This is a genomic window from Pseudomonas sp. 05N36, from assembly GCF_056397385.1.
The window spans coordinates 143839-169687 of record NZ_JBFTNH010000022.1 but is presented as its reverse complement, the minus strand read 5'-3'; the positions used below and the strand labels follow the sequence as shown (position 1 = coordinate 169687).

Below are 25849 nucleotides of genomic sequence, written 5' to 3'. Positions count from 1 at the left end.
CCCATCCCGAACTCAGCAGTGAAACGATGCATCGCCGATGGTAGTGTGGGGTTTCCCCATGTGAGAGTAGGTCATCGTCAAGATTAAATTCCGAAACCCCAATTGCGAAAGCAGTTGGGGTTTTGTTTTGCCTGCGAGAAAGTTGATTCCGGAATCCGGACAAATTTGCACAGTTATTTCTCGGCCAGAACACTAGAATAGTCCGGTCATTTTCAGAACCCGAGCCCTTTATGCCAGATCCGGTTGACGCCCCTGGGCTGTCAGATTTACCGCTGGACGACTTGGTGGCGTGTCATGAGTGCGACTTGCTGATGCGCAAGCCGCAACTCGCTCATGGCGAGAAAGCCCTCTGTCCGCGCTGTGGTTATGAGCTCTACGCCCACCGGCACAATGTCGTGGAGCGTAGCCTCGCCTTAGTGATCGCCGCGCTACTGCTGTACGTTCCGGCGAACTTTTTACCCATCATGCAACTCCATTTACTCGGACAATCGTCGCACGACACTGTCTGGAGTGGCGTCGTTGGCCTGTTCGATACCGGGATGCAAGGCGTGGCAGTGGTGGTGTTTCTGTGCAGCATGGGAATCCCGCTGCTCAAGTTGCTCTGTCAGTTGTTGGTTTTGCTGAGCGTTCGTTTTGATATAGGGCGCAGCTATGGCTTGCTGCTCTATCGCATTTATCACCATCTACGTGATTGGGGAATGCTTGAGGTTTATTTGATGGGCGTGCTGGTGGCCATCGTCAAACTGGCTGACCTCGCGTCGATAACGGTTGGTTTGGGTCTGGTGTGCTTTATCAGTTTGCTATTGGTGCAGGTTTTACTTGAGGTAGTGATGTCGCCTCATCAGATCTGGCAAGCGTTGTCAGGAGAGGATGCTCATGCGGGCAATTGATGCAGGCATTCTGATTTGTATCGAATGCCATGAGCTCAACAAACAGGAACCGGACACCGACGAGCAGACATGCACCCGCTGTGGGGCGCTGGTTCATGCACGTCGCCCCAATAGTTTGATGCGTACCTGGGCGTTGCTGATTACCGCGGCGATTCTCTATATACCCGCTAATGTGTTGCCGATCATGACCGTCAGCACATTAGGGCAGGGTGAAGGCGATACCATCATGTCCGGCGTGATCACCTTGGTTCAGCACGGGATGTTTCCGATTGCTGCTGTAGTGTTTGTCGCCAGTATTCTGGTGCCGACCTTCAAATTGGTGGGCATCGCATTGTTGTTGTTTTCGGTGCAACGGCGTCAGCCTTTATCCGCACGGCAACGCATCGTGATGTATCGGTTTATCGAGTTCATTGGTCGTTGGTCAATGCTGGATATTTTCGTGATTGCCATTTTGGTGGCAGTGGTGAACTTTGGTCGACTTGCCAGTATCGAGGCGAATCTCGGTGCGGTGGCCTTCGCCAGTGTGGTGATTTTGACAATGCTTGCTGCAGTAACTTTCGATCCCCGACTGATTTGGGATAACACGGAGTCGGACGACGACCATGACTGATTTGCCTAAAGCTAAAACTCGACCGGCTTCGAACTGGTCGGCCATTTGGGTTTTGCCTTTGATCGCCTTGATGATTGGCGGATGGTTAGGCTGGCGTGCCTACAATGAGACCGGCATTGAAGTTCAGGTTCGCTTTGAAAGTGGCGAAGGCATTCAGGCCAACAAGACCGAAGTTGTCTACAAAGGTATGCCGGTCGGAAAGGTAAAAAGCCTGACGCTGGATGACGAGGGGAAAACCCGTGGGGTTATCGCCACCATCGAGATGAACAAGGATGTCGAGCAATACCTCAAGACCAGTACTCGTTTCTGGCTGGTTAAGCCGAGCGTCACCCTGGCCGGGATTACTGGTCTGGAAACGCTGGTCTCCGGTAACTATGTGGCAATCAGTCCGGGTGAAGGTGAGCCAAGCCGCAAGTTCACCGCCTTGACCAAAGAGCCGCCGCTGTCTGACTTCAAGCCTGGCTTGCACCTGACCATCAAAGCCGACCGTCTGGGCTCCCTGAACCGCGGCAGTCCGGTGTTCTATAAGCAGATCCAGGTCGGCCAGGTGAAAAGCTACCTGCTGTCCGAAGACCAGAGCACCGTCGAGATCAAAGTCTTTATCGAACCCACCTACGCCAACCTGGTGCGCAAACATACGCGTTTTTGGAATGCCAGCGGGATCAGCATCGATGCCAACCTGTCCGGCGTGAAGGTGCGCAGCGAGTCGCTGGCCAGTATCGTCGCAGGCGGTATTGCCTTCGCCACGCCGGACAACCGCAAAGACAGCCCACCCACCGATCCGAGCCTGCCGTTTCGTCTCTATGAAGACTTCGACGCCGCTCAGGCCGGTATTCGCGTCAAAGTGAAACTCAGCGATTTCGAAGGCTTGCAGGCCGGCCGCACACCCGTGATGTACAAAGGTATTCAGGTCGGTAACCTGAAAGCGCTCAAGATCGACCCGGACTTGTCCAGCGCGACAGTCGAGCTGACCCTGGACCCGCTCGCCGAAGATTACCTGGTGACCGGGACCCAGTTCTGGGTGGTCAAACCGTCAATCTCGCTGGCGGGGATCACCGGGTTGGAGGCGTTGGTCAAAGGTAACTACATTGCCGTGCGCCCTGGCGACAAGGGCGGCGCGCCGCAACGCGAATTCGAGGCCCGGCCGAAGCCGCCGCCGCTGGATCTGCGTTCTCCAGGTCTGCACCTGGTGCTGTTCACCGAAAACCTCGGTTCGCTGGAAGTCGGGAGTCCGATTCTCTACAAGCAGGTCAAGGTCGGATCGGTACAGAGCTATCAGTTCTCACACACCAAAAAGCAGTTGGTCATCGGTGTCCACATTGAGAAAGAGTACGAAGGGCTGGTCAACGCCTCGACGCGATTCTGGAACGCCAGCGGAATTACCCTGACCGGTGGCCTCACCGGCGGGATTCAGGTCAAAAGCGAATCCCTGCAAAGCCTGATGGCCGGCGGTATTGCGTTCGAAACACCGAAAGCTACAGCGCCATTGCAGAAGCGGATTCCACGTTTCCGTTTGTTCGCCAGCCGCGAGGAGGCGAGCCAGAAAGGCGCCGTGGTCACGATCAAGGTCGATCGTGCCGACGGTTTGCGCACCGGCACGCCGATTCGCTTCAAAGGTCTGGATGTCGGCAAGGTAGAAAACGTCGACCTCAGTGATGATCTGCAATCGGTGCTGCTCACCGCACGGATCACCGAAGTGCCGGAGCGCATTGCTCGAGTCGGCAGCCAGTTCTGGGTGGTCAAGCCGGAGCTGGGCCTGATCAAAACGTCCAACCTGGAAACCCTGGTCACCGGGCAATACATCGAGGTTCAGCCCGCTGCGAAAAACCTTGGGCCACAGAAGAGCTTCGTGGCGCTGGCCAATCCTCCGGAGTCTGCCAAGGAAGAGGCCGGTCTGAGTCTGGTGTTGAGCGCCGCTCGCCGTGGTTCGCTGAAAACCGGCGTGCCGGTGACTTATCGTGAAATTACCGTCGGTAAAGTCACCGGCTATGAACTGGGTCAAACGGCGGATCGCGTGTTGGTCCACATCCTGATCGAGCCGAAATACGCGCCGTTGGTACGCAGCGGAACACGTTTCTGGAACACCAGCGGCTTTGGCCTGGACTTCGGCCTGTTCAAAGGCGCAACGGTGCGGACCGAGTCGCTGGAGACGCTGATCCAAGGCGGCATCGCGTTCGCTACTCCGGAAGGAGATCGCATGGGCAGTCCGGCACGGCCCGAGCAGACCTTCCCGCTGTTCGACAAGTTCGAAGATGAATGGCTGACCTGGGCGCCGAAGATTTCCCTCGGTAAATAACTCGCAACGGCAACCATAAAAAAGGCCGCGATCCATTGGATCGCGGCCTTTTTCGTTACGACGCCGGTGAAAGGATCAGACCTCGTCCAGCTCCGGTTCGGTCGACTCAACGTTGACTGTCGCCTTCACCTCGTCATGCCGGCGAATGTACTTCCAGTCCGCCTCGTCAATGTAGATACCCTGCGGCCCGCTACCGCCTTCCAGGTCGATGGCGACACTGGCGCAGACCTGCGGCTTCACACTGGCGAGGATCGGCACGAAGCCCAGCTGCAAGCTGGTTTCCAGCAAGGCGGCCTGGTTTTTCTCGTCGATGTCCGCGGCCTCGTCGAGGTAGTACGGCAAGCGCACACGCCCGGCCTGGTCACGGTCCATCAAGTGCAGCAACAAGTACATGTTGGTCAGCGCCTTGATGGTCATGGTGGTGCCGTTGGACGCCGCGCCATCAATGTCGGTATGAATCACCGGCTGACCGTTGACCTTGGTGATTTCGAACGCCAGCTCGAACAGGTCCTTCAGGCCCAACTGGTTGTGGTTCGCCGCCACCAACCGCGCCAGGTATTCCTTGGCTTCTTCGTTCTTGTTGTCCTGATCGGCGCTTTGACTCAGGTCGAACACCGACAGGGTTTCGCCTTCCTCATATTGACCGGCGCTGTGGATGATCTGGTCGATATGCTTGAGGGCTTCCTTGTTCGGCGCCAGCACGATGCGGAAGCTTTGCAGGTTGGAGACCTGACGTTTGTTGATCTCGCGGTTGAACAGCGCCAGTTGGTGTTCAAGGCTGTCGTAGTCGCTGCGAATGTTGCGCAGGGTCCGGGCGATGTCGGTCACCGCTGCACGGCGGGCCTTGCCCAGGGTCAGGGCTTCGTCGGTGCGGTGCGCGTAAGCGTTGATCAGCAATTGCAGGCGACGCTCGACATCGTCTTCACTATCGAACTTGGCCACGCCCTTGAGGCGAACCTGCGCGTAAAGCGCTTCGATCTGCCCGTCGACACGCAGCAAACCTTGCCAGCTGTCCTGGTAGTCATTGAGCAGCGGCAGCAGGTTATCCATCGAATCGTCGATCGGGTCCATGAACGGCGTACCGAACGGCAGGTCTGCCGGCAACAGCTGACGGCGGCGCAGGGCATCGTCGAGGGTGCGTTGCTTGGCTTCCATGTCGCCGATCTGCCGGCCGACCAGTTGCAGCTTGGCCGACAGTTGCTGGACGCGTTCGGTGAAGGCATCGCTGGAACGCTTCAACTCGTCCTGTGCGGCTTCCATCTGCGCCAGTTGTTCCAGTTTGTCGCCTTCTTCGGCGCTCAGGGTTTGCGAGCGGCGGAAGTCTTCCAGGGCTTTTTGCGCATCCAGCACTTGCTGGTAGAGCGCTTCGGTCTGGGTCTTGCTGGCCGCGCGGTCCGCCGCGACGGCCGCTTGGGTTTTCAGTTGCTTGAGCTCTTTGTCCAGACGCTCTTTCTGATCACGCAGCGCGGCGCGGTCGGCCAAGGCTTGCAGGGCCGGCGGCTCGATGTGTGACAGGTCGATGGACAGGCCCGGCGCTTCGAAACGCTCGCCTTTGAAACTGTCGAGGATCAGCTCCATGGATTTCACCCACTGGCCGTCTTCGTCCAGGGCAATCCCATGTTCGCCCAGCGGCAAGCTGAACAACGCACTGTTGAACAGACGCATCAGGCGTTCGACGTCCTGTTGCGAGAACTCTTCGCGCAAGCGGGCGTAGCTGTTGTTGTCGGCGTGATCGAGTTGCTGCTTGACCGACTTCAGGCGCTTTTCCAGATCCCGCAGACGCTCTTCGAGGTCTTCGGCGCTGAATTGGCGGGACTGCGCCAGCGCACCGGCCAGTTCATCGTGCGCGTCCTTGGCGGCGAGCAGTTGCTGCTCAAGCACCTTGACGTCATCGACCAGGGCGAAGCGATGCTTGAGCACCGACAATTCGCCGAGCCAGCGCTGGATGCCGGTGATTTCGCGCTCCAGGCGCATCAGTTCCTGAGTACCGCCGCGCTGATCGTTTTGCAGCGCGTCCTGCTCGTTGCGGTAGTGCTCGGCCTGAATCGTCAGCTCTTCCTTGCGCGCGCTGGCGTAGTCCGACCAGGTGCCGAGCAACGAGTCGAGCAACGGTGAGATGCGGTGCAACTTGCCGCGCAGGATGTTGCGCTGGGTAACGCCGGCAGCAAGCGCTTCGACCAACGGACCGGCGGTGACCAGCGAGTTGTAGTCCTGCTCCATGCGGCGCACGTCGCGGAAGGCTTCTTCGCACGCGGCGATGTAATCGACGCTACCGGAACGCAGGCTGTGTTCGAAGGCATCGAGGAACAGTTGCTTGAGCTTGGCCGCAGTGATTTCGCGCATGTGCAGCAGGTTGATGAACAGTGCACGGAAGGTTTTCAGGCTCTGCTCGCTGGTGGAGCGCAGCGGGATCAGTGTCAGGTCCAGCGGGACCGACGTGTGACCACCGACCAGCAAGCGACGCAGTTCATCAGGCTTGAGCTCGTAGGCTTTCAGGCCTTCGCGTTCAAGGTTGGTGAACAGCTCTTTCTGGCGCAGGCAGGTATCGTTTTTCTGGTAATGGGACAGGTCCAGTTTGCCGGCGTAGGCGAAGAACTGGTGACCGAAACCACCGCCCGGGCCACGTCCGACCACACCAATCACGTGGGGGCCGTGGGGCAGGGCGACTTCGACCAGAATGTAACTGGTGTCGGTGGCGAAATAGAAACGCCGCGACTGTTCCAGGCTGTACTTGCCGAAGCTCATGTCCGACATGCGCGCCAGGATCGGGAACTGCAAGGCGTTGATCGAGGCGGATTTACCAAGGTTGTTCGCGCCGTAGACCGACAGCGGCTCTTCCAGCGGGAACAGACCGAGGCTGTAACCGGCGGTGTTCAAAAGGGCAAAGCGGCGAATGCCGTAGCGTTCCTTGCTCATGCGTCGAGCTCCTGTTCTTCGGCAATGGCACGGGCCAGGGCGTCTTCTTCGCTTTCTTCAGCGAAATCGCTAAGGTCGAGCGGGTCATCGGTTTGCAGCAGTTTTTCGTCGCTGTCGTCATCGATCAGCACCGGCGCCGGCAACGGCAGCACACTGTGCAGGCTGGCGGCCAGGTCACGGTCCTGCTGGACCGAGAGGCAAACGTCGAGGAAACGGTGCATCGGCGGCAGGAAACGGTAGATGCCGTTCTCTTCGCTGGCGAACCCGAGCTGGGTCATGCGGCGCATGATCTTTTCTTCGAGTTCTTCGACGGTCTGTACTTCGGCCTGAATGAACAGGTCGCGGTATTTTTCCAGCAACGACGGCAGTTCATCGCGACCGAGGCTGCCACCATCGAGCACGGCAATCGGATCGCGGCCCTGGTCGGCCAGATGCTCGACAAGGATGAAGGTGAACAGTGCCAGGCGCTGGGCGGTCTTGTTCACCGCCGCGGCGGCGAGGTCCGGCACAAAGTAGTAGAAGCCACGGGTGTCGCAGACCAGTTCAAACCCCAGGGCCTTGAACAGCGTGCGGTACTGGTCCTGAAAGTTCGACAGCTGCGCGTAGAGTTCAGGATCGCGACGGCTGACGTGGTAGCCCTTGAACAGCTCGCGAAAGATCGGCGCCAGCTGAGACAGTTCGGATAGATCAAGATGCATGAGGAGTGCTCGCAGAATTCTCGGGCGCGTCATCGCGGGCCGAGAGCAGGGCGAAGGAGCGCAGGCTGACCTGGTGCTCGTGAGTGTGGTAATCGCGGCGTTCCAGGCGCTCGCGCTTGAAGCGTTTTTCCCGCGACAGACGGGAGAACCAGTACAGCAACTCGTCGGTCGCGCCGTCCGGTTCCTGTTCCAGCAGCCAGGTCATCAAGTCCGGCATCGGCAGCGCGTCTTCGCAGCGTTCGAGCATTTCCCGAACGGTGCGCGGTGCCCGTGGGGCTTCGCCTTTTTGGGTTTTGTGGGCCTTGGGGAAACGCGCCGGTTTTGGCTCGAAACGCGCCAGTGCATAAACGTAGGCTTCGACCTGACTGGCGCTGCCGAGAAAGGTACTTTGCGGTCGGGTGAACATCGGCATTGCCGCTTGCGGCACTGCGTCGATGCCCTTGCGGCGGATCATCGACAGGGCCAGCGCCGCGCCACGGGTCACGGCGTTGTGCCGACGGGCCTCTTCGCGCAGCGGCAGCAACAGCTCGCGAGCATGACGCAAGGTCAGTTGGGCGCTGGTCTGCATTTCGAGGATGCGCGCGTGGGTGCGCAACAGCATGTCGTCGTCGACCAGGTGGCCGAGGCGCTGTTGCTCGCTGAGCATGCGCAGCAGCACGTTTTCAACCTTGCGCACGCCTTGCTCGAAGGCGCCGTCGGCGTTGACCAACTGAATCATCGGCTCGACGTATTCGTCCCACGTCGCCAGCACTTCGGCATAACGCTGACGCAACGGGATCTGCCGGTCGCTGGTCTTGGCCCGTTCGGCGACGGCCACCAGGGCCTGTTCGTCGTTGGCGAGTTTCTTCAGGACGTCGCGTACGCGCATGTCGAGCAAGCGCAGCTGGCGTGCCAGATCGTTGCCGTCACGGATGTCGAAGGCGTCCTGAATGTAACCGGCCAACCGCTCCAGATGGCGCAGGTAGGCTTCGATTTCCAGGCACAGGCCCAGACGGTGCTCGCGGCGCAGATAGGCGAGGAAGTCGTGAATCTGCGCGTTCAGTTCAAAACGGTTCGGGCTTTTGGCCACCGGAACCAGAATGTCGAGGCGGATCCACACGTCCAGCAGGCTGGTGATGTCCTGTGGCGTGCTGTCCAGTTGCTGGGCGGCCAGCTGTGAACGCAGTTCGTTGAGGCTCAGGGTGCCTTGGTCGAAGTGCTCGCACAAAGGCTCCAGAAGTGCCCAGTGTTCGGCGAGGGCGCGCAAGACGCGCTTGGGTTCGATCATTGGAATGGCCGGCTGGTTGGCGATTAAAAGCAGCGATTGTACTGCATCACGTGCGATGGGAATCACTCTCGAGGGATCGATGGGACGGACAGTCGCTTTTCTATCGATCAACTGCGGGCGATCTTGAGCGAAGGGCGGTAGAATCCCTGCACTATCCGTTATCCACAAGTGGCCGACCCTTGCTTATCGAGTCCCGTCGCCGCGCCTATTTGACCGCCATGCAGGTGGTCAACTGGCTGCCGCGCACCGAATTGCCCTTTGCCGCGCCGTCGCGGCCTGAGCTGCTGGAAGCGCCAGAGCCGTTGGTCGAGACGCCGATTGCGCCGGCTCAGGTCGCGAAAGCTGCTGCAGAGCCTGTGGCCAAGCCGGCCGAGCGGGTCAAGGTCGAAGTGCCGCGTCCAACGCCTTCGGTCGCTCGCCCAACGAGCAAGCCGGTCGAGGACGCCGAAGACGCACCCGTCGTGGCCAAGGCGCCGCACGTGCCACCGCCGCGTTTTGCCTTGCAATTGCTGCGTGCCGGCCGTTGCCTGCTGCTGGTGGAGTTACCCACAGGCGGTGCGTTCCAGACTCGCGATCCGGCCTATTTGTTGCTCAAGGACATGCTGCGCGCCGCCGGTCTGCCGGACAGCCCGCAAATTGTCGGCGAACCGGTTCGCTGGCCGCTGCTGGCACGCGGAACCATGGATCAAGGCCCGGAGGCAGCCCGTGATTTCGTTCAGGGGTTCCTTTCGGCTCGCCTGGAAGACGCGCCTTGTGTATGCCTGTGGTTGATCGGACTGCCGGCGGTGCGTTTTGCCGGTGAGGCAAATGCTGAAGCCTACAACCGCGAACTTCAGGTTGAAGGCCTGGGGTCGGTCTGGGCGCTACCTGGCCTGGAATTATTAATGGAAGAGCCACAGCGTAAGGCTGATGCCTGGCAAGCCATGCGTCGGCTGATGGCGCGTTGGAAAGAATCGAATGAGTGACGCTGTATCGTTCCGCCCGATGACTGAAGCGGATTTGGACGCTGTACTGAAAATCGAATACGCGGCGTTCAGCCATCCCTGGACCCGTGGGATTTTTCTTGATGGCCTGGGCAAATACCAGATATGGCTGATGTTCGAAGGACAGCAACAGGTTGGCCACGGCGTCGTGCAGATCATCCTCGATGAGGCGCATCTGCTGAACATCACGGTCAAGCCGGAAAACCAGGGGCGCGGGCTGGGTTTGAGGCTGCTTGAGCACTTGATGTCCCGTGCTTATGAAGCCAAAGCCCGGGAATGTTTCCTGGAAGTGCGCGACAGCAATCAGGCGGCGTTCCGTCTGTATGAGCGTTATGGTTTCAATGAAATCGGTCGCCGCCGCGATTACTACCCGGCAGTCGGTGGGCGTGAAGATGCGGTGGTGATGGCCTGCACGTTGGTGGATTGAGCCTACCGATTGCCATCAATCGGATCGCGCTCCGCCAGTTCAGCCTCATCCAGCCCGTAGCCGCCGCCGATCTCGTCCTCATCGACAATACTCAAGTCCCAATCAGCCTGTTCGCCTTCTCCAGCCTCATGAGCGTCGCGGGCGCCATCTTCACGGATCAGGTTTCCAGGGCTCATGTCGTCATCGGTGGACTCCTCATCATCGGCCGAGTCCCCGGTCATACTTGTTTCACGTACGCGTTCTGTGGGCATTTGTTGCTCGCGCTCATGCTCGCGGGTCAGGCCACCGATAGTCTCGCCGGGTTCTTCTTCATCGAAGTCCAGTTCGCGCATCGAACCCATGCGGTCTTCATTGTCGTCGATAGGCTCGGGCTGGACCGCGCCATAAGGACGTCGTGAATCAGTCATGGAAATTCCTCATAATGTGGGGCCTTATAGGGTGGACAGGCGTTATCCTTAAAGATTCCAAGGCATTTCTGTTCGGCTACTGCAACATCCGCGTGACCCCGACGGGCGGTTGTCTGTCAAAGCAACGCACCATTCTTGAGGCTTCAGAGCATGAACGAATTACAAGATCTGATTGATAACAACGCGCGTTGGGCCGATGCGATCAATCAGGAAGATCCTGAGTTTTTCGCCAAACTGGCCCGCCAACAAACCCCTGAATACCTGTGGATCGGTTGCTCCGACGCACGCGTACCGGCCAACGAAATCGTCGGCATGCTGCCTGGCGACCTGTTTGTGCACCGTAACGTTGCCAACGTGGTGTTGCACACCGACCTCAACTGCCTGTCGGTGATTCAGTACGCGGTGGACGTGCTCAAGGTCAAACACATCCTGGTCACCGGCCACTACGGTTGCGGCGGTGTGCGCGCCTCGATGCAGGACCGCCAGTTGGGCCTGATCGACGGCTGGCTGCGCTCGATTCGCGATCTTTATTACGAACACCGCGAAGAGCTTGGCCAATTGCCGACTGAAGAAGAGCGGGTCGACCGTCTCTGCGAACTCAACGTCATCCAGCAAGTGGCCAACGTCGGCCATACCAGCATTGTGCAAAATGCCTGGCACCGTGGGCAGAGCCTGTCGGTCCACGGCTGCATCTATGGCATCAAGGACGGTCGCTGGAAGAGCCTGAACGCGACCATCAGCGGTTTCGAGCAATTGCCGCCGCAATACCGTCTGCGTCCGGTCGGTGCCTTGTAAACGACGCTGAGCCTCCGTTTATCAGAGGCTATGTCGATGCCAGTGTTGCAAGAACTTCTGGCCTTCGGCGTTTGGCGGATCATCGTAGCCGGTGATCCAGCCACGGCAATCGGGCGAGCCGCACTGACAGGCGAACTGACGCGTCAGCTTCTCTTCAGTGCTGGCGTAGTCCATGCACAGCACAGTGCCGGGGGCGATGTCCTTCAGCGCCCATAGCCACAGCTCGCTCATGTCGAGAAAGACGTTCGGGTCGCAGGAATGCAGCAGTAGCCCGGAAAAAAACGGATCGTAGACGTGAATACCCGGCGCCAGTTGCAGGGTATGCAAACGGCGGGTATGCATCAGCAGTCCCGATACCCGACAGATACGACTGATACGCAGGTAATTGCGCTGTGCCGTGATTGCCGCACCGCGCCCATCGTCCGTCTGGATTACCGTGAAGTGAGCTTTGGAGGGGTAGCCCTGACGGGCCCTGAGTTCTTTGTTCGGGTAAATGCAGCTCGACAGCGTAGCTGCCTTGTCGCTGACCTGGGGTTTCATAACGATCCTTGTTTATTGGGCGCTGCGACCACAGGAGGCTGGCGATCCTGCCAGCCCTGCAGCACATGGGTACGCCTAAAGAGTCTCGCAAATGAATCAGAGGGTCTACTGTCAGATCTGACAGGCGATAGAGGCTGCCAACTGCGTCAGCGAATGCTTACGCAGTTGGCATACCCGCAGGATTACAGGTGTGATGCAGCCAGTGCGGGTGCAGGCACCTTCAACTGGTCCAGCTGGGGTTTGATGTCCGGGGCCGAACACTTGGTTGCGGCTTGCTCGGGCGTCAGATTGCGGATCGAGGTGTAGAACAGCTCGCAGGTTTTCTCTTTCTGGGCCACTTGCCAGGTTTGCGTGCAAGTGTTGAGTTGTGCGCTCGGGTCACTGCCGGGTTTGCTGCCCATACCCGCTTGCCAGCACGCCGCACTCAAGTCCTGGCCCATCACCTTCAAACCCACGGCATCGGCCTTGGCCTGATCATCGTTATAGTTCGCCGGGTCGGCCGCATACCAGATGTAGCTAGGGTGGTTGGAACCCAGCACCGGCACCTTCACGCCCGGGGTCGGGATGATTTGTGCCAGGCCCAACACGGCCACGGTCTGCCCATACTGTTCCTTGACCCAGTTGCGCACCGGCGCACCAAACGCGACCATCGGCAAGGTCACGCCGCTGCTGGTCTGGCTGAATTGCTTGACCAGGGTGGTCTGGTAGTCCTTGAAGTAGCCGTAGACGCCTTCAAGGTCCTTGCCGGCGGTGGACGGAGCGGCAATCGGCGCGATGTCGATGATGGTCTGGTAGGCCGGTGTTTGTCCGGCGGCGATACCGTTGGCGGTCAACAGCGTGGCCCAGCGGTCGGTGGTCTTCGATTCCAGGTAGTCCTGGGCCTGGGTCAGCGAATAGTCCGGTGGAAAGTGCAGCAGCTCGACGCTTTTGCGGTTTTCCAGCGCCATGCCCAAGGGCAGGAACAGGTACCAGTTGTATGCCCACTTGTCGTCGGCGTTCAGCTTGTTGGCGCCGGCGTGGGCCAGATCCCCGGCATCGAGCAATGCAGTCAACGGTTTTGCGTAGTCCTTTGGTACGCCGCTGATGTTTGCGTAGAGTTGATTGTTATCGGTTTTTACCTGGACTTTTGCCGTGGCGTAGCCGTCTCGTTGAACACTTTGAGTCAGGTAGTGCTCGACCGTTTGCTCCAGCGTCCAGTTGCGATAGCAAATCACGTTGCAGTTGTTGGGGTAGGCAAACAGCTGAGTTACCCGTTCGGTACTGCCCAGTTTCAGGTCGGTATCGGCGTGGGCGGTAGCACTCAAGGTAAGGGCGGCGAGGGTGAGGCTCAATCCTGCGAGTTTGAACATGCTCAGATCCTTTTCAGCGTGGGTCCTCGAAAGCGAGGGCGGTTACATACTGAAACCACTTGCGTTGATAGGTCTAGTACCCACGCGAAAAGATCGCAAGACAGAACAACAATCAGCCAGGGAAATGCAGCGCATTGCTCAAATCGCCCATGGGCTTCTGGCCCCGGGCAATCATTGCGCTATCGCGCTGCTTGATCCCGTCGAGTGTCTCAAGCTGGAACACCCGGGTGATCAGCCGCAGGATCGACGCGGTGTCGTACACCGTGTGATCCACCGTGCCTTTGCGGGCGAACGGCGACACCACCAGCGCCGGCACCCGCGTGCCTGGGCCCCAGCGATCACCTTGCGGCGGCGCGATGTGGTCCCACCAGCCGCCGTTTTCGTCGACTGTGACCACCACCACCATGTTTTTCCACTGCGGGCTTTCGCGCAGTACTTTCAGCGCACGGACGATATGCCGGTCACCGGACGCCACGTCGGCATAACCGGCGTGCATGTTCAGGTTGCCCTGAGGTTTGTAGAAACTCACCGCCGGCAACTTCCCGGCTTCGGCATCGGCAAAAAACCGGTTGGTGGTCGACTCGTCACCCAGACCGCCATCGCGCAGGTGTTTACTGCGTTCGGCCGGGTTTTCCGGACCCAACTGCTTGAAGTAGTTGAACGGCTGATGGTGATACTGGAAGTTGGGGATCTTCGGAATGCCCCCCGAGTCCTTGAACTGGTCCAGCGTCGCCTGCCAGGCACCGGCGTACCAGGCCCAGTCGATGTTCTTCTTCGACAGCTTGTCGCCGATGTGTTCGTGGGTTTGCGGTACCAGCACGCTGGGTAGATCGGCTTTGGCGTATTCCGGGCGTTCCGGGTCGCGGATCCAGGTCGGCCAATAAGGCGGGGCCATGGTGTTGACCGCATAACCATCCGGGGTCAGGGCGCTGGGGCCGAACTGCGGTGGACCGCTCATTGCGCTGGCCGGGGATTTCTCCAGCGGCTTGAGGCGCGTGTCGAGCGGGTCATCGCTTTGCAGCGAAGCGATTTGCGCCTTGGCCACCGAGTTGGCGGCATCCGGGTAAAACGGCACGGCAGCACTGATCAGGTATTGATGGTTGAGAAACGAGCCACCGAAAGCACCCTGGAAGAAGTTATCGCAGAGTACGAATTCCCGGGCCACGTCCCACAGACGCAGGGAATAACGGCTTTGGGCGTAATGCCCCATGGTCAAGCCGCCCGAGTCGGCCCAGGCGACAAAGCGGTCGTTCTTGCCGCCGTTGATCTGCATCTGGTTCTGATAGAACACATGCCACAGATCCCGTGTCACCAGGCCAAGCGGCAAGTCTTCGCCATTCGGGCCTTTGAGGGCGTAGGGGGCGTTGGGCAAGTGCTCCTGAAATTGGGTTTCGTGAGGATAGGTCACGCCATCAAGAGTTTGCGGACCGATCTGCAGCACGCCACCCCAGGCCGGCGGCAAGGTTTCCAGCAGGCTGCCATCCCGGTCGCGCTGTTGATAATCCTCAGGCTTGAGCGCTGACAACGGTTTTTCAAGGCCAGGGAAGTCACTGAACAGGTTATTGAAACTGCGGTTCTCGGCGTAGATCACCACCACGTTTTTCACCTGATCGCGCAACGCCTTGTCCAGCTCGGCAGGCGACAGTGGACGCTCTTCCGGCTTGCCCGGTGTGTCGCCAGTGTTGCCGCACGCGCTCAGTGTTGCGCCGACACCCAGGACGGCAACGCCCCCCAGAAAGCGCCGACGGCTGGTGTCGGCAGGGCTATCGTCTGCTGGAGGAGGTGCGTCGTTGCCGGTTTTGTCGTCGTTCATCCTGAATCCTGTTTTGCGGAAAAGTGTTGCCGTATATTTCGGCTGGACGCTAGCAGCGAGATATGACGGCGAGGTGACAAGAGGGTTTCAGCCCCCTTTTTACTAAGGCATCACCGGCGCCACATACGTCAGCGTCGTCCCCAGCGCCCACAACAGAAACAGCACCAGCGGCGTGTGCACCAGCAGTTGCACGAACGAAAACCCGATCAGGTCCCGCGCCTTCAAGCCGAGCACGCCGAGCAGCGGCAGCATGTAGAACGGGTTGATCAGGTTGGGCAGGGCTTCGGCGGCGTTGTAGATCTGTACGGCCCAGCCCAGGTGGTACTTAAGGTCGTTGGCGACTTGCATCACGTACGGCGCTTCGATAATCCATTTACCGCCGCCGGACGGAATGAAGAAACCCAGGATCGCCGAGTACACACCCATCAGCAGGGCATAGGTGTCGTGGGACGCGATGCTGACGAAGAAGGTCGAGATGTGGTGCGCCAGGGTCTGGCCGTCGGTACCTTTGACCACGGTCATCAGTGCGGCGATGGAGCCGTACAGCGGGAACTGGATCATCACGCCCGTGGTGGTCGGCACCGCGCGGGCCACCGCATCCAGGAAGCTGCGCGGGCGCCAGTGCAGCAGAGCACCAAGCATCAGGAACAGGAAGTTGTAGGTGTTCAGGCCCGAGATCGCGCTGATCGCCGGTTTGGTCGAAAACTCATGAAACAGCCATCCGGCCGCCAGCAGCACCAGCAAAATAGTCAGTATCGGGCTGTACTCCAGCCATTCACCAGGGCGAGTGCGTGGCTGTGGCGCCGGCAGGCTGAAGCTTGGGTCGATGCCGCAGGCCGTGGCGTCACGGGCGGAATTCGGGCCAGGGGCGGTGGCATAGGCGATGATCAACGAGACCACGATCAGCGCCAGCAAGAGCACACCGGACTGCCAGAGGAAAATCGTTTGGGTGAATGGAATCATCCCGGTGATCGACAGGATCGACGGCGGCAAACTGGCCGGGTTGGCCTGCAACTGCGCTGCCGACGAAGACAGTCCCAGCGCCCAGACTGCGCCGAGCCCCAGGTAAGCGGCGGCACCGGCGGCGCGATAATCCATGTGCAGATCGGTACGGCGCGCCAGTGCACGCACCAGCAAACCGCCAAACACCAGCGACAGCCCCCAGTTGAGCAATGATGCGACCATGGAAATCAGGGCGACCCAGGCCACGGCCGAGCGACCGTTTTTCGGGATGCGCGCCAGGCGGTCGATCAGTTTCACCGCCGGTGGCGAGCTGGCGACCACATAGCCGCCGATCACCACGAAGGCCATTTGCATGGTGAACGGGATCAGGCTCCAGAAGCCGTCACCGAAGGCCATCGCGGCATCGGTGGGCTTGGCGCCCATGATCATGGTGGCTACGGCAACGATAATGACCGCGAGCGCGGCAAACACCCAGGAGTCGGGAAACCAGCGTTCGGCAAAGTTCGAGCAATGCAGGGCAAAGCGGGCGGAGCGGCTATCTTCGATTGCAGCGGCCACGGAAGTACCTCGATTTTTATGTTTATTGTGGTGCGGACCGGACCGCGCGGGCCCTTGCGGTCAGACATAAACAGTAAATCAATCAAGAGGGTTTTGCGGTGCTCTTTTGCTGATGTGTGACTATGGTCTAACGGGTTGTTCGAACGCGTTTTTGCGTAGACCATGGGCGCCGTGATTTTTTTTGCCTACTTCAGAGCCTGTTTTCATGACTGCCACCGCTGCCACTCGACCTGCGCCGTTCTCCCGGTCTGACTACAAGACCCTGGGCCTGGCGGCGCTCGGCGGGGCACTGGAAATCTACGACTTCATCATCTTCGTATTTTTCGCCCTGACCCTCAGCCAGTTGTTCTTTCCTCCGGAAATGCCCGAGTGGCTGCGTTTGCTGCAAAGTTTCGGGATTTTTGTCACCGGCTACCTGGCGCGGCCGCTGGGCGGGATTCTGATGGCGCACTTCGCTGACCGGCTGGGGCGCAAGAAGGTCTTCAGTCTGAGCATCCTGATGATGGCGCTGCCGTGCCTGCTGATCGGGATCATGCCGACCTACGCCCAGATCGGCTATTTCGCCCCGTTGCTGTTGTTGCTCCTGCGAGTGCTGCAGGGCGCGGCGGTGGGCGGTGAAGTGCCTAGCGCCTGGGTGTTCGTGGCCGAGCACGCACCGGCCGCGCACCGGGGGTATGCCCTGGGCTTCCTGCAGGCCGGATTGACCTTTGGTTACTTGATCGGCGCGTTGACCGCGACCTTGCTGGCGCAGGTCTACACCCCGACGGAGATCCTCGATTACGCCTGGCGTTATCCATTTCTGTTAGGTGGCGTGTTCGGGGTAATTGGTGTCTGGCTGCGCCGTTGGCTGAATGAAACGCCGGTGTTCATGGCCATGCAGGCCAGTCGCGAACGGCATGTCGAGCTGCCGCTGCGCACAGTATTGCGTGAGCATCGGCTGGCAATGCTGCCGGCGGTGCTTCTCACCTGCGTGTTGACCTCGGCGGTGGTGACCTTCGTCGTCATCACCCCGACCATGATGCAAAAAACCTTCGGCATGACCGCCAGCCATACTTTCGCCCTGAGCAGTCTGGGCATCGTCTTTCTGAACGTCGGTTGCGTGATCGCCGGGTTGATCGTCGACCGCATCGGCGCCTGGCGTACGGTAATGCTCTATAGCCTGCTGCTGCCGTTGGGGATTGGCGTGCTCTATACCAGCCTGATTGGCGATGCACACTGGATTGGCCTGGCCTACGCCATTGCCGGTCTGGGTTGCGGGGTGGTCGGCGCGGTGCCGTCGGTGATGGTCAATCTGTTCCCGGCGCGGATTCGTGTCTCGGGGATTTCCTTCACCTACAACATCGCCTACGCCATTTGGGCCAGTATCACGCCGTTGTTGCTGATTGGCCTGATGCCGTGGAGCCCATGGATCTGCGTGATGTTCTGCGCGGTGATGGGGGCGGTCGGGATTGGCGCAGCGCTGTACTTCGGCTCACGCCTGCCACGGGTCGATCATGCGGCTGGCGTGGCCTGCAGTCCCTGAGACTTCAGTCGTAAGGCTGGTCTTACCCACGCGGTGCCGGTTCAGGCTCGAGCGTGACGATCATATCGACTTCGACCGAGGCGTTTTTCGGCAACTGGTACACGCCCACCGAGGTCCGTGTGTGAACACCGGCTTCGGCAAAGATCCGGTAAAGCACTTCCGATGCGCCGTCGGCGACTTCACTTTGTTGCGTGAAATCGGCGGCGCTTTGCACGTAGACGTTAATCCGCAAGATCTTCTTGATGCGTTCGAGGTCGCCGAGCAACTGCATGAGGATCGCCAATGCGCGCATCGTGCAGATCTGCGCCGCATGCCGGCCTTGTTCCAGAGAAACCTCGGCACCGACCCGGCCCACCACCATTACCGTGTTTTCAATGCGTGGAATCTGTCCGCTGATGTACACCTCATCACCGTTTTGCACCGCGGGCACGTAGTTGCCGCCAATACGCATTTCACCGTCGAAGCGGTGCCCCAGCTGTTGGGCGATGCCATCGAATAGCGCTTTGCGTGACTGATCCATGTGTCGATTCCCCTGTGAGTGGCGGTGGTGCAGCGCAGACTATAGCGTGTTGAATCACCCTTCAAAACGCCGGTCTTGAGGTATTTCGGGCGCATGGTGGCTAGATGCCAACTATTTTTGTAGGACAACCGGGCAACGCTCTTCAGAAAAACCGGGTAAGGCCGATGGTAAGTCTGAAGGACGCTCTCAACCCTGCCCATCGGTGCATCGCAATGTTCAATAAACGTTTGAAGCAGGAGCTGTCGGCTCTTCGCGAGGAACTCTCCAGCCTTCAACAAGTGAAGGAAAGCCTGGAAAGCGAGATGCTCGTGCTCACCCTGGACCCTGATGGGCGGGTGCATTCGATTAACCAGAATTTCGCCCAGGAAATGCTCTACAAGGGCAATGACCTGATTGGCCGGCACATCGAAGAGATCGTTCCGGGCCATGTCAAAACCGATGAGTTTCACCTGCGCTTCAAGAACGCCCTGACCCGTGGCGAGCACTTCGCGGGCGCCGTGCGCCTGCTCAGAGGCAATGGTGAAGAAGCCTGGTTGCGCTCCATTGCCCAGCCGATTCGTAGTTCGGACGGCCAGATCAAACACTTTTCGATTTACTCCAGTGACCTGACCCGCACCATCGAAGCGTCTCGTGAACACGAGAACCTGATCGGCGCGTTGGTTCGTTCGACAGCCGTCATCGAATTCGACCTCAACGGCAATGTGCTGGCGGCCAACGAGCGGTTCCTGAACGGGATGGGTTACAGCCTGGCGCAGATCAAAGGCAAGCATCACCGCATGTTCTGTGAGCCCGAGGAGTACAACAGCTCCGCGTATCAGGACTTCTGGCGACGCTTGAACGCCGGCGAATTCATAGCCGACCGCTTCAAGCGTGTCGACAGCCATGGCCGAGTAGTCTGGCTCGAAGCGTCCTACAACCCGGTGCTCGACGCCAACGAAAAGCTCTACAAAGTGGTCAAGTTTGCCACCGTGATCACCGATCAGGTCAATCAGGAACAAGCAGTTGCCGAAGCGGCGAACATCGCTTACAGCACCTCGTTGCAGACCGATAGCTGTGCACAACGCGGTACCGCCGTGGTCACTCAGGCGGTGGACGTGATGCGTGAACTGGCCAGGCACATGCAGCAGGCTGGCGAAGGCATCGAGGCGCTGAACGAACAGTCGCTGGTGATCGGCACCATCGTCAAAACCATCAGCGGCATTGCCGAACAGACCAACCTGCTGGCGCTCAACGCCGCCATTGAAGCGGCCCGTGCCGGTGAGCAGGGCCGAGGTTTTGCAGTGGTAGCGGACGAGGTCCGGCAACTGGCTTCGCGCACCAGCAAAGCCACCGACGAAATTGTCGGTGTAGTGCGTCAGAACCAGGACATGGCGCGCGATGCCGTGGTGTTGATGACGGATGGCAAGCTCCAGGCCGAACAGGGTTTGGCACTGGCCGCCGAGGCGGGCACGGTGATCGTCGAGATCCAGGATGGCGCACAGAAAGTGGTCAACGCGGTCGGGCAGTTCGCCAATCAGTTGTCGACGTAAGCGCGGCTCGATTGAGCCTCGTCAGATCCAAAGATCATTCAGCGCCGTACGCTCTCCACCTTCGCTCCCGGTATTGAGCACGCCCTTGGGTTCGATCAGCAGCAGTTTGACCTCTTGTTCGGCAAACGGCTTGTGCTCGACGCCCTTGGGCACCACGTACATTTCGCCTTGGGACACCAGCACCTGACCATCGCGAAAATCGATGCGCAGTTGGCCTTCGAGGACGATAAACGTTTCGTCGGTGTCCTGATGGTCGTGCCAGATGAAATCTCCCAGTAGCTTCACCACCTTGAACTGGTAGTCGTTCATTTCGGCGATGACCCGCGGCGACCAGTGTTCGTTGATCTGCACCAGCTTGTTGGCAAAATTCAGGCTTTGATATGACTGCATGGCACGGCTCCCGTTGGTGATTGTGAGCCCACGGTAGCGCTGCGGCGTAGCGCACTTCTTGCACGATTGTGCGTGGCTCAGCGGCGGTGCATTTTCATCCAGCGGGCGGGTGACAGACCGTAGGTTTTGCCAAACTGCCGGGTCATGTGGCTTTGATCGCTGAAGCCTGCGATCAGCGCAGCGTTGGTCAGCGATTCACCTTGAATGAGTAACGAGCGCACCAGGTCCAGACGGCGCATGGTCAGGTAGCGATAGGGGCTGGTGCCGAACAGCAAGCGAAAGTCCCGCGACAGACTCCAGCGATCACGCCCGCTGTGTTCGGCGAGTTGATCCAGGGTCACCGATTGGTCGAGGGCGCTGTGCATGAATTCGCGAGCGCGTTCTGCCGCCAGGTAATCGAAACTCTGACGATGGCTGGGTACTCCCGATACGGCACTCATGGCCTGCGCCAGATCAAACAGCGCATCCTGCTGCTCCAGCGGGTCGAGGGGGCGATCGATACTCTGCAACAGGACCTCGGTCGCAGCGAACAAGCGTGGATCAGTGGAAATACCGGTCTTGATAAAGGGCAACGGCTGGCCGCCGAGCATCTGCTGGATCAGTGCGGGCTCGACGTAAAGCATCCGGTATTTGAAGCCATTCTCGGTACCGGCCTCGCCATCGTGGACTTCGTCGGGGTGCAACACCATGGTCCCGCCCGGCAGGCTATGCCGCCAACCGCCGCGATACTGAAAACTCTGCACGCCGGACAGTGTGCGGCCAATGGCATAGGTGTCGTGACGATGAAGGTCGTAACCATGGCCCGAAAAAAACGCCTCGATACGCTCCAGCCCGCCCGAGTCGGGGGCTCGCTGGAACCAGTCGGTGAGGATTTTCTGCTTGCCCATGGGTGAGTCTTCGTGACCGGGTGTTCGGTGGCGAACACGGTAGCTCAGGTGCAGGCTGACTGTCAGCCGGATAACCGGTTGATTGATCCATCTGCGTTTTACTCGGGAACTGAGTCTTTAACCGGTCCCGCTTGCCGTGTTAAGAAACACTACTTTTAGAGACGAGGTTCGCTGATGACCGATTCCAGCAATACACAGGTCTACCTTTTTTCCTACGGAACCCTGCAGGACAAGGCCGTGCAGCTCGCCAACTTCGGTCGCGAATTGTCCGGTAGTGCGGATCAGATGCTCGGTTACGAGCAGTCCTGGGTCGAAATTACCGACCCCGAAGTATTGGCCACCAGCGGCAAGACTCACCATCCGATCCTGCGCCCCGGCGGCGCTGACAGTGTGCCGATTCCCGGTATGGTGTTCCGGATCACGCCAGCGGAGTTGGCGGCTGCTGACAGTTATGAAGTCTCGGATTACAAACGAGTCAGCGTGGTGCTGGCGTCCGGGATCGAGGCGTGGGTGTATGTGAGTGCCTGAGTTGGTAATGGATGTCCTTCCAGCGGAAGCTAGCCATTCACGGTTCAAATGCTTCTGACCGGTTTGATCAGGCTCTCTGCTGGAATCCCGAACAGCTCATGGAGTTTCCAGATCATCGGCAGCGTCAATGCGCGTTTGCCGTTCAGCACCTCATACACTCTGTTTGTCCGGCCAATGGCTGGCGCAAGATCAGCGGCAGACAAGCCCGACTGTTCCATGCGAAATTTGATCGCATCGATCGGGTTGGGCAGGTCAACCGGGAACTGCTTTGCTTCGTAGGCTTGAATGAGGGTGATCATGACGTCGAAGTAGTCACCTTCAGGCGTGCCTGGTTCTGGTTCGTTGTCGAATAGCGCAGACACTTCCTTGAGGGCCGTACGGTAGTCCTGTTCGGTGTGAATCGGACGAATATTCATGGGTTACTCCATTTCAACGGTATCGGCGTCGATAGCGTCGTATTGCTGGTGGGTGCTAAACAGCCCCAAAGCGGTAGGCCACGGCGACGACGAGTCGATAGTCGTTGCCCTGATAAGGGCCTACCTCGCGGTAAGCCCTTTCTCGTTTCCAGTCCCGATCAATCCCCCAGCGCTTCACCTTCACGCCGTGGATCGGCGCCGCCGGCCCAGGAGGCTTTGCCCTGCGCGTCACGTACCCGAACGATGGCCTGGGTGCCGCTGGTCATGTCGATTTGATTGACGGTATGCCCTTTGTCCTTGAGGGCCTGAATCAGCGCCGGGCTGAACTGGCCTTGTTCCAGTTCGGTCGAGCCATTGCGGCTGCCGAAGTTGGGCAAGCTGATGGCGGCTTGTGGGTCGAGGTTCCAGTCGAGCAGGCCGACCACCGACTTGGCGACGTACTCGATGATTTGCGAGCCACCGGGCGAGCCGAGTGTCGCGACCAGATCACCGCTCTGACGATCAAAGATCAGCGTCGGCGCCATGGATGAGCGCGGGCGCTTGCCGGGTTCGACGCGGTTGGCCACGGGTTGGCCGTTTTCTTCGGGGATGAACGAGAAGTCGGTCATCTGATTGTTGAGCATGAAACCCTGCACCATCAGGTGCGAGCCGAAGGCCGCTTCAACGGTGGTGGTCATCGACACGGCACCGCCCTGATCGTCGACGGCCACCACTTGCGAGGTAGAGATCCGCAGTGGTGAGCGGTCTGGGGCGTAGGCCACCTGGATGCCCGGTGGCGTGCCGGGTTTGGCGCTGCCCATGCTGCGATCGCTGATCAACGTTGCGCGGCTGGCCAGGTAGGCGGGGGAGACCAGGCCGGCGACCGGGACCGGCACGAAGTCCGAGTCGGCGACGTACTGCGCGCGGTCGGCGTACGCCAGGCGCTCGGCTTCGGCGATCAGGTGCACGGCTTCAGGCGCGGGTTCGAGACCTGCCGGTTTGTTGCTCTTGAGTGGTTTCAGGCGCGCCAGAGTGAAGCGACTGTCGTAGCTTTCGAGTGCCTGCAAGGTGCCGAGGATCTGCGCCACGGCGATCCCGCCCGACGATGGCGGCGGCATGCCGCACACCTGCCAGCGCTTGTAGTCGGTGCACAGCGGGGCACGCTCTTTGGCGCTGTAGCCGTTGAGGTCGTTCAGCGACAGGCTGCCGGGGTTGGAATTGCCTTGAACCTTGGCGACGATTTCCTGGGCAATCGGACCTTGATACAGCGCATTCGGACCTTCTGCCGCAACGCGCTTGAGGACCTTGGCCAGTGCCGGGTTTTTCAGCAGTGTGCCAACGGCTTTCGGGCTGCCATCGGCATTCAGGAAGTACGCAGCCATGTCGGGTGAGCGAGGCAGGAACGGATCGGAGGCGATCATCGTGTGCAGGCGCGGCGAGATCGCAAAGCCCTTTTCCGCCAGGGCAATGGCCGGCTCGAACAGCTTCGCCCACGGAAGGCGGCCGTGCTGCTTATGCGCCAGCTCCAATGCACGCAACACCCCCGGTGTTCCGACCGAACGACCACCAATCTGAGCGTCGGGGAAGGGCATGGGTTTACCGTCGGCTTGCAGGAAGAGCTTTTCAGTTGCGCCAGCGGGTGCGGTTTCGCGACCGTCGTAGGTGCGCACGGCCTTGCCGTCCCAGAGCACGATCAACGCGCCGCCACCGATCCCCGAGGATTGCGGCTCAACCAGTGTCAGCACCGCTTGCATGGCGATGGCGGCATCAATTGCCGAGCCGCCCTGACGCAGCATCTCCCGTCCCGCAGCGGCTGCCAGTGGGTTGGCCGCTGCCGCCATGTGTCTGGCAGCGTATTGGGTGTGCAGGTCGGTGCGATACCCCGAAGCGATTTCCGGGGCCACCGGCAAGGCGCTGACGGACGGCGAAGCGGGCGGGGCGTTGCAGGCCGCGAGGGTCAGTGCGGTGGCTAGCAGCGACAGGGCACTCAGGCGGTAGCGGTTCAAGTGGAAGGCTGGGAACACGTGGAGCACTCCGTCCGTGGGATAAGGATCAACGGACTGTATCTGCGCATCGAGTCAGCTGCAACGCTGGCCTTGTGCGTATTGATCGATGGATGGGCACCTTTTCCCTTCTTCGACGCAGGGTTTTTCTGTAGGGTCGGGGGCGCGAGATCTTCGCGGATAACCAGCCAATAACAAGTCCATAACAACAAGAGGCCGACATGCAGACCGAGTTCCCAACGCAGCCAAGTTACCGTTCGCAGCGCGAACAATTCCTGGCGGCAGCGACCGCAGCCGGCGCCCGGCTGACCGAATACCCGCATCCACTCAAAGGGCCGTTTGGCGAGTCCTTGAGCACTGACGTGGCGGTGCTCGGCGAACCCGGGGCAAAGCGTTTGCTGGTGATGCTGAGCGGCACCCACGGGGTCGAGGGCTTCTACGGTTCGGAGTGCCAGATCAACTGGCTGAACGAGTTCGGCAAACGCCCACTGCCCACCGATGTCGCGGTGGTGATGATCCACTTGATCAACCCCTGGGGCACGGCGTGGTTGCGTCGCGTCAACGAAGACAACATCGACCTGAACCGCAACCACCTGAACTTCGATCGACCGCTGCCCGACAATCAGGCCTATGCGGCGTTGCACCCGATTTATGCCTTCTCCCGGTTACAGGGGCCGGAGCGTGATCGCGCCGATGCCTTGCTCGCCGCGCAGTTGAGCGAGCATGGCTGGCCGGCAGTGATGTCGATTGTCGAGGGCGGTCAGCACAGTCATCCCGACGGTCTGTTTTACGGTGGGCTGGCACCGAGCTGGTCGAACCGGACCTTGCATCAGATCATTGCGGCGCATCTCTCCCAGGCCGAGGTCGCGATGTGTTTCGACCTGCACTCCGGCGCGGGAGAGTACGGTCATCCGATGCTGCTGACCGTTACACAAGCAGCTTACCCGGCACTGGAACAGGCGCAGGCCATATACGGTCCGTGGCTCTACACCATTCAGACCGGCGCGCAGACCCACAGCGAAACCGGGATTGCGGCATCGGCCACTGGCTACACCTCGCAGGCGCTGCTCGATGCGTTGCCGCAGGTGCGCCTGATGCCGTTTGTCATCGAGTGTGGCACCTACCCGGGAGAGGCGGTGCATGCTCATCTGCGTGACGATCACTGGTTGCACCTGCACGGCAATCCGGGGGATGCCGTGGGGCGCGCGATCAAGCTGAATCTTGTTGAGCAGTTCTATCCCGCCGACAGTGACTGGCAGGAAATGGTCTGGGTTCGCACCCGGCAGATATGGGAAAAGGCGTTGTCGGCATTGCCCACGCTATAGTCGAACGCCTCGGCACTTGATGAACGCTGCGGCTCACATTGAGATGTGAGCCGTCGGTGGGCCGGGTACTTTTCTTCAGGCATAAAAAAACGGCCTACCTTTCGGTAAGCCGTTTTTAGTACTTGGTGGCTACACAGGGACTTGAACCCCGGACCCCAGCATTATGAATGCTATGCTCTAACCAACTGAGCTATGTAGCCAAGTGGCGCGCATTATTGGCTCGTAACGATGAAGTGTC

The 25849-nt window shown here is 59.7% G+C and carries 23 protein-coding genes, 1 tRNA gene, 1 rRNA gene and 2 pseudogenes; 12 read left to right on the top strand and 15 right to left on the bottom strand.

The annotated features are described in order from the left end of the window. The 4 genes from rrf to AC1DIH_RS23930 form a co-directional block, all read left to right on the top strand. Nucleotides 1–83 (top strand): 5S ribosomal RNA (gene rrf, locus AC1DIH_RS23945); the annotation flags it as partial. Nucleotides 84–230: 147 nt separating this feature from the next. After that, nucleotides 231–890, top strand: a complete 660-nt coding sequence (locus AC1DIH_RS23940; protein WP_477773518.1) for a paraquat-inducible protein A — start codon at nucleotides 231–233, stop codon at nucleotides 888–890. Further along, nucleotides 877–1500 (top strand): paraquat-inducible protein A, encoded by a 624-nt coding sequence (locus AC1DIH_RS23935; RefSeq protein ID WP_019693707.1) that lies wholly within the window; start codon nucleotides 877–879, stop codon nucleotides 1498–1500. Before AC1DIH_RS23940 ends, AC1DIH_RS23935 begins: the two co-directional genes overlap by 14 nt. Then, a complete protein-coding gene (locus AC1DIH_RS23930; protein ID WP_477773517.1) occupies nucleotides 1493–3796 on the top strand; it encodes a PqiB family protein in 2304 nt (767 codons plus the stop codon). The genes AC1DIH_RS23935 and AC1DIH_RS23930 overlap by 8 nt, the downstream gene beginning before the upstream one ends. Nucleotides 3797–3871: 75 nt before the next feature. On the opposite strand, the gene mksF is transcribed toward AC1DIH_RS23930, so the two are convergent. The 3 genes from mksF to mksB are packed head-to-tail and all read right to left on the bottom strand — an operon-like array spanning nucleotide 3872 to nucleotide 8677. After that, a complete protein-coding gene (gene mksF, locus AC1DIH_RS23925; protein WP_477773516.1) occupies nucleotides 3872–6712 on the bottom strand; it encodes an Mks condensin complex protein MksF in 2841 nt (946 codons plus the stop codon). Next, entirely contained in the window at nucleotides 6709–7410 is a 702-nt protein-coding gene (gene mksE / locus AC1DIH_RS23920; protein WP_145019932.1) for an Mks condensin complex protein MksE, read from the bottom strand. The genes mksF and mksE overlap by 4 nt, the downstream gene beginning before the upstream one ends. Beyond that, entirely contained in the window at nucleotides 7400–8677 is a 1278-nt protein-coding gene (gene mksB, locus AC1DIH_RS23915; RefSeq protein WP_178098849.1) for an Mks condensin complex protein MksB, read from the bottom strand. Before mksB ends, mksE begins: the two co-directional genes overlap by 11 nt. Before the next feature lie 218 nt (nucleotides 8678–8895). On the opposite strand from mksB, the gene AC1DIH_RS23910 reads away from it, so the two are divergent. Continuing rightward, the gene (locus AC1DIH_RS23910; RefSeq protein ID WP_477773525.1) at nucleotides 8896–9642 is read left to right on the top strand and encodes an energy transducer TonB; all 747 of its coding nucleotides are present in this window, start codon (nucleotides 8896–8898) and stop codon (nucleotides 9640–9642) included. After that, entirely contained in the window at nucleotides 9635–10087 is a 453-nt protein-coding gene (gene rimI / locus AC1DIH_RS23905) for a ribosomal protein S18-alanine N-acetyltransferase (protein WP_477773515.1), read from the top strand. Before AC1DIH_RS23910 ends, rimI begins: the two co-directional genes overlap by 8 nt. Before the next feature lie 2 nt (nucleotides 10088–10089). Here rimI and AC1DIH_RS23900 read toward each other — a convergent pair whose 3' ends face one another. Beyond that, nucleotides 10090–10494 (bottom strand): serine kinase/phosphatase, encoded by a 405-nt coding sequence (locus AC1DIH_RS23900; protein WP_477773514.1) that lies wholly within the window; start codon nucleotides 10492–10494, stop codon nucleotides 10090–10092. Between the two features lie 150 nt (nucleotides 10495–10644). Between AC1DIH_RS23900 and can the strand changes: the two genes are divergently transcribed. Next, nucleotides 10645–11289 (top strand): carbonate dehydratase, encoded by a 645-nt coding sequence (gene can / locus AC1DIH_RS23895; protein ID WP_103318388.1) that lies wholly within the window; start codon nucleotides 10645–10647, stop codon nucleotides 11287–11289. 21 nt (nucleotides 11290–11310) lie between these two features. Here the strand turns inward: can and AC1DIH_RS23890 are convergent, their stop codons facing one another. The 4 genes from AC1DIH_RS23890 to AC1DIH_RS23875 form a co-directional block, all read right to left on the bottom strand. Beyond that, nucleotides 11311–11829: a lysine methyltransferase gene (locus tag AC1DIH_RS23890; protein ID WP_477773513.1), complete on the bottom strand. Its 519-nt coding sequence runs from the start codon at nucleotides 11827–11829 to the stop codon at nucleotides 11311–11313. 182 nt (nucleotides 11830–12011) lie between these two features. Continuing rightward, nucleotides 12012–13178 (bottom strand): hypothetical protein, encoded by a 1167-nt coding sequence (locus AC1DIH_RS23885; protein WP_477773512.1) that lies wholly within the window; start codon nucleotides 13176–13178, stop codon nucleotides 12012–12014. Nucleotides 13179–13290: 112 nt separating this feature from the next. Then, complete coding sequence (locus AC1DIH_RS23880) at nucleotides 13291–14991, bottom strand: acid phosphatase (RefSeq protein ID WP_477773511.1); 1701 nt, start codon at nucleotides 14989–14991, stop codon at nucleotides 13291–13293. Between the two features lie 102 nt (nucleotides 14992–15093). Continuing rightward, complete coding sequence (locus AC1DIH_RS23875; protein ID WP_477773510.1) at nucleotides 15094–16512, bottom strand: short-chain fatty acid transporter; 1419 nt, start codon at nucleotides 16510–16512, stop codon at nucleotides 15094–15096. A 205-nt stretch (nucleotides 16513–16717) separates the two neighbouring features. Between AC1DIH_RS23875 and AC1DIH_RS23870 the strand changes: the two genes are divergently transcribed. Further along, entirely contained in the window at nucleotides 16718–18034 is a 1317-nt protein-coding gene (locus AC1DIH_RS23870) for an MFS transporter (RefSeq protein ID WP_477773509.1), read from the top strand. A 22-nt stretch (nucleotides 18035–18056) separates the two neighbouring features. Here AC1DIH_RS23870 and AC1DIH_RS23865 read toward each other — a convergent pair whose 3' ends face one another. Continuing rightward, the gene (locus AC1DIH_RS23865; RefSeq protein ID WP_477773508.1) at nucleotides 18057–18554 is read right to left on the bottom strand and encodes a RidA family protein; all 498 of its coding nucleotides are present in this window, start codon (nucleotides 18552–18554) and stop codon (nucleotides 18057–18059) included. Between the two features lie 104 nt (nucleotides 18555–18658). Between AC1DIH_RS23865 and AC1DIH_RS23860 the strand changes: the two are divergent. Together AC1DIH_RS23860 and AC1DIH_RS23855 are read left to right on the top strand one after the other, a co-directional pair. Further along, nucleotides 18659–19543 (top strand): annotated as a pseudogene (locus AC1DIH_RS23860) (PAS domain-containing protein); the annotation flags it as partial. A gap of 108 nt (nucleotides 19544–19651) precedes the next feature. Then, the gene (locus AC1DIH_RS23855) at nucleotides 19652–20083 is read left to right on the top strand and encodes a methyl-accepting chemotaxis protein (protein WP_401123478.1); all 432 of its coding nucleotides are present in this window, start codon (nucleotides 19652–19654) and stop codon (nucleotides 20081–20083) included. Nucleotides 20084–20104: 21 nt separating this feature from the next. Here AC1DIH_RS23855 and AC1DIH_RS23850 read toward each other — a convergent pair whose 3' ends face one another. Further along, on the bottom strand, nucleotides 20105–20473 hold the full coding sequence (locus AC1DIH_RS23850; RefSeq protein WP_477773507.1) for a cupin domain-containing protein: 369 nt from the start codon (nucleotides 20471–20473) through the stop codon (nucleotides 20105–20107). A 77-nt stretch (nucleotides 20474–20550) separates the two neighbouring features. After that, nucleotides 20551–21360: an AraC family transcriptional regulator gene (locus AC1DIH_RS23845; protein ID WP_477773506.1), complete on the bottom strand. Its 810-nt coding sequence runs from the start codon at nucleotides 21358–21360 to the stop codon at nucleotides 20551–20553. A gap of 174 nt (nucleotides 21361–21534) precedes the next feature. On the opposite strand from AC1DIH_RS23845, the gene AC1DIH_RS23840 reads away from it, so the two are divergent. Then, entirely contained in the window at nucleotides 21535–21888 is a 354-nt protein-coding gene (locus tag AC1DIH_RS23840) for a gamma-glutamylcyclotransferase family protein (RefSeq protein ID WP_477773505.1), read from the top strand. Between the two features lie 44 nt (nucleotides 21889–21932). Here AC1DIH_RS23840 and AC1DIH_RS23835 read toward each other — a convergent pair whose 3' ends face one another. The 3 genes and pseudogenes from AC1DIH_RS23835 to ggt all read right to left on the bottom strand — a co-directional run bounded on the left by AC1DIH_RS23835 (nucleotide 21933) and on the right by ggt (nucleotide 24307). Continuing rightward, on the bottom strand, nucleotides 21933–22304 hold the full coding sequence (locus AC1DIH_RS23835; RefSeq protein ID WP_477773504.1) for a helix-turn-helix domain-containing protein: 372 nt from the start codon (nucleotides 22302–22304) through the stop codon (nucleotides 21933–21935). A 3-nt stretch (nucleotides 22305–22307) separates the two neighbouring features. Beyond that, a pseudogene (locus AC1DIH_RS23830) lies at nucleotides 22308–22419 on the bottom strand (type II toxin-antitoxin system HigB family toxin); the annotation flags it as partial. Between the two features lie 43 nt (nucleotides 22420–22462). Then, entirely contained in the window at nucleotides 22463–24307 is a 1845-nt protein-coding gene (ggt, locus tag AC1DIH_RS23825) for a gamma-glutamyltransferase (RefSeq protein ID WP_477773503.1), read from the bottom strand. Between the two features lie 200 nt (nucleotides 24308–24507). Here ggt and AC1DIH_RS23820 point away from each other — a divergent pair, with 200 nt between their 5' ends. Then, complete coding sequence (locus tag AC1DIH_RS23820) at nucleotides 24508–25611, top strand: DUF2817 domain-containing protein (protein WP_477773502.1); 1104 nt, start codon at nucleotides 24508–24510, stop codon at nucleotides 25609–25611. 123 nt (nucleotides 25612–25734) lie between these two features. Here the strand turns inward: AC1DIH_RS23820 and AC1DIH_RS23815 are convergent. After that, nucleotides 25735–25811 (bottom strand) — tRNA-Met (locus AC1DIH_RS23815). Nucleotides 25812–25849: the final 38 nt, after the last annotated feature.